Origin of the sequence: Rhodoplanes elegans, from assembly GCF_016653355.1 — a bacterium.
In the GTDB taxonomy this organism is placed as follows: domain Bacteria; phylum Pseudomonadota; class Alphaproteobacteria; order Rhizobiales; family Xanthobacteraceae; genus Rhodoplanes; species Rhodoplanes elegans.
The window spans coordinates 1-5,771 of the sequence record NZ_NHSK01000010.1 but is presented as its reverse complement, the minus strand read 5'-3'; the positions used below and the strand labels follow the sequence as shown (position 1 = coordinate 5,771).

Genomic DNA, 5,771 nt, shown 5'->3' with positions numbered 1-5,771 from the left:
CGGCCGCCGAGAAATCCGTCCGCAGAGCAACCGCTGTCGCCATGGCGCGAATCCTCCCGCGCCAAGCGAATCACAATCGGCCGCTCCCCGGAATCCCCGGCGAGTCAGGAGCCGAGGCCGTTGGTATCACCCATCTCAACTACATTCTCGTCGCAGCCGAACTCGCGTTCTACTGTTCGCCCTGTGGAACCGGGGCCCCCGAGAGTGAAACCACGGGCTCAACGAGTTGCTCGGCCCGGTGATGGGTAAGGCATCGCAGCGCGCGCCGGCGCAGCCGATCCCCGCTCCCTCTCCGGCCAAGTGACCTCCTGATACGCTTGGCTGAGTGACGCGCGTCGCAGGCACACAGCCAGCCAACACATCAACCAGCCCTTAACTCCTTTGGACGTATCATCAGAGCGTCAGGGTGACCTGGCTTTGGGTGAGCAGCAGCGGTCCATGCCCCGCCGGGCGATGACGACGTCCGGCGGGGTGCATTTTGCGTTTCGCAGCAATGCTGGACGTCGCGCACCGGCAGACGAGTGCCGTAGCAAAAAGGCCGTCGGCAATGCCGACGGCGCGAGTTTAGGGAGGAACAGCCCAGGAAGGTCCTCGCGAGCCATCGGCCAGCGATGTTCAATTATACCGCTGCTGCACCGCAGCACAATTACGGGACACTCCCTAGACTGGTCCATAGGCCGACTTGCAACTTCTGCAATTTTTGACGTTCGGAATTTTACCGTAAAGGTAGAGGCAGGGCATCGAGCGGGAGCACGCTGCGCTCCGGCGTCAATCGCGCCTCCCTGCAAGACGTCCTCCTCCGCCAGGCTGGCAGGTCCCCGCTCCGCCGCGCTCGACGGGTCACCCTGCGGCCGCCGGCGCAAGAGCGCGGGACGGAACGAGCATGACCTGTATCAAAGACCTCAGGGCATGGGATCTGAGATATACCGATGGCGCTTCGTGTCACGGGTGCGCGAAGCAGCAGTTCTGGGCCGCCTTTCGGGGCGGCCCTTTTTCGTGTGACCGAGTTGGGATCACCTGCGAGAAGTCTGAGATCCGGACCGTATCCCTTGCCCGGCCGGGAATCGAGACCACATCAATTGACCTGTTCGATTCCTGGCAGACTTGCCAAACCGCAGGAGTGGTTCATGAACTACGCCGACTGCCGCAAATGCGGCGCCCGGATCATCGACGAAGATGGAGTTCTTCGCTTTGAGAACGTGGATCGCTGCGCCGACCTGAAGGGGACGAAGTACCTGGACTCTCAGAATGTCCAGGATTTCGGGATCCGCTATTGCCCGAGCCTGTCCGATTCAGCCGCCCAGAACTGGAGTCTCCTTCCGTCAGGCATGCGTCAGACCGTCCTCAAGGAGATCGCCTCCCTGCATGGCGGGACTGACTCGTAACAACCTGAAGCCACCAAGCCGATCGGATTCCGCGATGGGCGCTGATCGGCCTGATGGCGCTATAGCTTCGCCCGCGTAATAGCTGCGCCCGCGTGGGCGCGACGTTCGCTATGAAGGTGGAATATGTCTACATGGCGAAGGCGAGCTTCGGCGGCAGGCGCACGTCGGCTCCCTCCAAAGTCGCGCGCTCTGCAGGGACGTAGGGACGGAGCTCATCGTAACTGCGCATGGGGCAGGCGCGGCGCTACGCTACATTATCGCGCTTGCGAAGCGTCGCGATGGACTAGGGTCGCGAGCCGCCTCTTGGACTCCGAGACATGGGCGTCCGCGACGCAATCCGCATGCTGGCCCGCGTCGCGGACTTCACCGCGGCGCGCGGAGTCGTGACCCGTGGGACCGCCGAACTTGCGGAAGGCGGCCTGCCGGGGTCGTCCACCGGCAGACCGAGTCGGTCGAGGAGCTGGAGGGTGACGGGCACGTTACCCCGGGGCTAGCGAGGGGAGACGATCGATGGACAGAGCCAGCGAAGGTCCGGGTGATCCGAACCAGCTCACCCGCTTCGTGGTGGATATGGCGAGGGGAAAGGTCGAAGATCGACCGCCGCCCCTGAACTTGCAGGGAGAGCCCGCCGCAGCGCTCGGGGGGTTGGGGAAAGGCGCGGTCCGGCGGTACGTCCCCTGTACGCGACCGCCGATCCACGAGAATGATCACGCCACTTGGGAGGCGGCCGGCCCCCCGGCCCCGGCATCCTCGGTTCTTGCGGCGGCGTTGCGAGTCTGTTCGGCCTCTCGATGACGTCGCTCGAACTCGTCGAAACACAATGGCCCTTCCGCGGTCGAGACGAGCGACTGATGCCGCTGATCAGGCGGAAGCACCATCATGACGAACCGTACGGCTTCGTCGAGCGTGGCTAAGCGGTGCACCTCTGAGCCGTCATTACTCTGACCGACGAAACGCTCTGTCGTCAGAGTCGTCACGGTCGCGCCCGCTATCGCGCTGTCTGTGGTCGCGTTCGATCCGAGCAGACCATCGATCGCAGCCGATATCTTCATGGGTCCGTCCGACCTCTTTGTATGTCGACCTATCTACCAGCCGAAGTCATCCGCCGAAGATGATTGGCGATCCTCCGCTTTCTCTCAGGATCGATCTCGGCCGGACTGTTCGAGTCGTCGGGAAGGCGCTCATTCGTCAGCGCGATGATCTGATCGCCCGGGCTCGTATTGAGACGGGTGGAACCGACCTCCCGTTGCGGACCGGCATTCCGGCGCCCACTCGTCGGGCTCTCTCGCTCGTCGGACATTGTCGTCCTCGCCCTGTTCGGCGACAGGAGCCGCTCGCTCCCATCGGATTGGCATTCAGCGGGACTTTGATCCCCGCAACGAGCCCCCATGCCTCCCGACGGGTCTAGACCGAGGAGAACTGATCGACGCTCCATGGCCGGCTCCCGCCGTCGTTTCACACCGCCTGCGCTCGTGCGCGCTAGCCGACCTACCTTAAATCTTTCTATCTGCTGGCTTCTTCCCGTGTAGTCACGCGCACGTCTGATCTTGCCGCAGGATCGTCGCGGGGGTGCAAGATCTGACGTTACGTATCGATAAAGACGATTCTTGTTTTGTCGCGGTATGCTAGGCCTCCGTCCCGACGACGTGAGCGTGTAGTGCTTCAAGCGACCAGACCGCTGCGGTCGGTTCGAGGCGCAGTTCAGCGCGGCCGAGCAGCGCCTGTCCCACCATCTTTTCCAGCACTCGTGACCCGAAGCCGCGCCGCTTCGGCACGTCTCGGGTGCCGTTCACGTCTCAGTCTATCCGGACGTGCCGCCCGGATCCGAGACTGCGCGGTGCTTGCATGAGTTGGTCGCGAGTTCATGTAACGTGGGAGAGAGGTGCAGGGAAGCCCGCGCACAACCGAACACGCTCGGGCCGGTGATCTCGGCCCGGCTCTCGTCAGCAAACGGATCGCCGTGAGCGCGAACCAACGCGTCCTGGGACGCTCCGCGCCATTGCTGATTGACCAGATCATCGGCGCAAGTTGTCATGCATGCTGGAATGGAAATTTCGGCGGTCGTGATCGCTGCCATTATCACACCAGGTGGCTCGGTGCGATCGCGTCTACCGACAGGGGACCGGCGTACCGCAGCGAGACCGTTGATAAGAACGCACGGATCGGTGCGTTGTTCAGTCTGTCATGCGCCATCCGTGTTCCGGAAATCGAACAGCGGGATGCCGAGCGCTCGTGCCTTGTCGGCGAGATTGTCGGTGACGCCGGAGCCGGGGAAGACGACGACGCCGATCGGCATGGTCTCGAGCAGCTGGTCGTTGCGCTTGAACGGGGCGGCCTTGGCGTGACGAGCCCAGTCGGGCTTGAAGACGATCTGTGGCACCTTGCGGGTGTCGGCCCAGCAGGCGGCGACTTTCTCGGCCCCGCGCGGTGTGCCGCCGTGCAGCAGGACCATGTCGGGGTGCTTGGCATGGACGCGGTCGAGCGCGGTCCAGATGCGGTGGTGATCGTTGAAGGTGACGCCACCCGCGAAGGCGATCTTGGCGCCGGTCGGCAGCAGGACCTCGGCCTCGGCGCGCCGACGCGCCATCAGGAAGTCGCGGCTGTCGATCATCGCGGCCGTGAGCGTGCTCCGGTTGACCAGTGAGCCGGTGCGCGGTCGCCAAGCGTGTCCGGTGTGAACTTCGAATAGTTCCGCGGCCGTTTCGCGCATGAACTCGAAGCTGTTGCGTCGCTCGATCAGGGTGAGGCCCTGAGCGAGCAGGTGCTCGAGTTCGACGGATCGGACCTCGGAGCCGTCCTGCTCGTGCTGGCTTCGGCGCTGGCCGGCCTCGTTGGCATCGAGCTGGCGTTGGATGCGATCGATGCCGCGATGGAAGACGTTCACGACCGACCAGAGCAGTTCGGGCAGATCGGGCTCGAGGCGGGTGTCGCCGAGCGTCGCGACGAAGGCGTCGAACACGTCGGCGAGTGCGCCGTGCAGGCGGTCGGCATCGGGAAGCGGGCGCGGATCGGGATCGTCCTCGAAGGGGCGATGACCGTGAAGCTGCAGCTCGTCGAGAAGACGGGCGGTCGGTGATACGGCGTGGTTCGGTTCGAAGTCGTCATTGATGTGCCGGTCGGTGGTCATGGCTCGGGTCTCTCGTCGGGTGGCCGCGCCTTCCGCGGCCTTCACGGCGATCCCTCGCCGGGAGCGGCACGGGCCCGCACCCGGAGGGCCGCAGCGAAGCGGAGGACGGCGGAGCGCGCTCGTGCCTGTCGGAGAGGGCCGACGTCGGATGCCGCGCGCAGCTGTTGCGGGCCCGCGCCGGTTCCGGCCGGATCGCCCTCTGGAAGGCCGCGGCGCGGCCCGCCCGGCGCATGATCCGCGCCGGCGGGCCGGGGCTGACGATGACGATGCAACCGACCGCTCAGGATCGGCACTCGGCGAATCGCGTGGCATCTTCGGGCATGAGCTGGCGACGGAGCGAAGCAGCGAACCCGATCGGGCCGAGAAGACGCAGGTCGACGTTGAAGTCGTTCTTCGTCGGGCTGAGCACGGCCGTCGCGATCCCGACCTCCTCGGCGCGCTCGCGGAGTGTCTGCGCGGCACGGCGCCCGGCAGCGTCGTCGTCCTGCGCGACGTAGAGGCGCCGGATGGTCGGTGAGAAGATCACGGCAGCGAGGTGGTTGGCCGACAGGGCGGCGATCAACGGCATGTGCGGGAGTGCGCAGCGGATCGACAGCATGGTCTCGATCCCCTCGCCCGCGACGAGAACGTCGGCGACGTCACCGAAGCGAACGCCGTTGCCGAGGAGATGCCCCATGGCGCGGCGGGGCGTGATGAGCGGCGCCTTGCCGGCGCCGTCGCGAGCGAGCCAGGTGCGATGGACTCCGGTGATCGTGCCGTCGAGATCCGTGACCGCAGCGAGCAAGGCCGGCCAAGTCTCACAGGGGCTGGTCTCGGTCGCGCGGTGGAAGCAGCGTGCGTGAAATCGGAGTGCCGGAAGGTCGCGAAGATCGCCGATGCCGCGGCTGCGGAGATAGACCTCGGCGAGCGTGCCCCGGATCGATCGCCCCATGACGAACAGGCGCCGGGCGGATTCAGGAGAGCCGGCTGGCGTCGATGGCAGAGGTGGGGCGGGTTCTGGGCGAGGCTGGTTGAGGAACCGGCGTGCTTCGTCGAGCACGTCCGGGACGTCGGTGAGGTGGCAGTTGTGCGCGATGAGGTCGAGAAGATCACCGTGCTCGCCGGTCGCCGCATCGGTCTTATGTTCAACTGCACATAAGACCGATTATGTTGCGGCGCTGGTTATGTTGCGGCCCCGCGCTGGACGGCCGTTTTGTGAGGGATCGGCAGCTTCTGCGCAACATAACCTCCGCCCGTCAGGGAGGGTCGCGTGATGCGCC

Annotated in this window: 5 protein-coding genes; 1 reads left to right on the top strand and 4 read right to left on the bottom strand. The window is 65.3% G+C overall.

Going from position 1 to position 5,771, the window contains the following annotated elements:
• The first annotated feature begins 1,127 nt into the window (after positions 1-1,127).
• The gene (locus CCR97_RS00805) at positions 1,128-1,385 is read left to right on the top strand and encodes a hypothetical protein (protein ID WP_111359723.1); all 258 of its coding nucleotides are present in this window, start codon (positions 1,128-1,130) and stop codon (positions 1,383-1,385) included.
• A 707-nt stretch (positions 1,386-2,092) separates the two neighbouring features.
• Here CCR97_RS00805 and CCR97_RS00800 read toward each other — a convergent pair.
• From CCR97_RS00800 to CCR97_RS00785, 4 genes are all read right to left on the bottom strand, one after another.
• Positions 2,093-2,437: a hypothetical protein gene (locus CCR97_RS00800; protein WP_111359722.1), complete on the bottom strand. Its 345-nt coding sequence runs from the start codon at positions 2,435-2,437 to the stop codon at positions 2,093-2,095.
• 573 nt (positions 2,438-3,010) lie between these two features.
• The gene (locus tag CCR97_RS00795; protein WP_201159227.1) at positions 3,011-3,178 is read right to left on the bottom strand and encodes a hypothetical protein; all 168 of its coding nucleotides are present in this window, start codon (positions 3,176-3,178) and stop codon (positions 3,011-3,013) included.
• Between the two features lie 389 nt (positions 3,179-3,567).
• Positions 3,568-4,512, bottom strand: a complete 945-nt coding sequence (locus CCR97_RS00790) for a DUF2493 domain-containing protein (protein ID WP_201159226.1) — start codon at positions 4,510-4,512, stop codon at positions 3,568-3,570.
• Positions 4,513-4,792: 280 nt separating this feature from the next.
• The gene (locus tag CCR97_RS00785; RefSeq protein WP_338049042.1) at positions 4,793-5,551 is read right to left on the bottom strand and encodes a DUF7146 domain-containing protein; all 759 of its coding nucleotides are present in this window, start codon (positions 5,549-5,551) and stop codon (positions 4,793-4,795) included.
• Between the last annotated feature and the right edge of the window lie 220 nt (positions 5,552-5,771).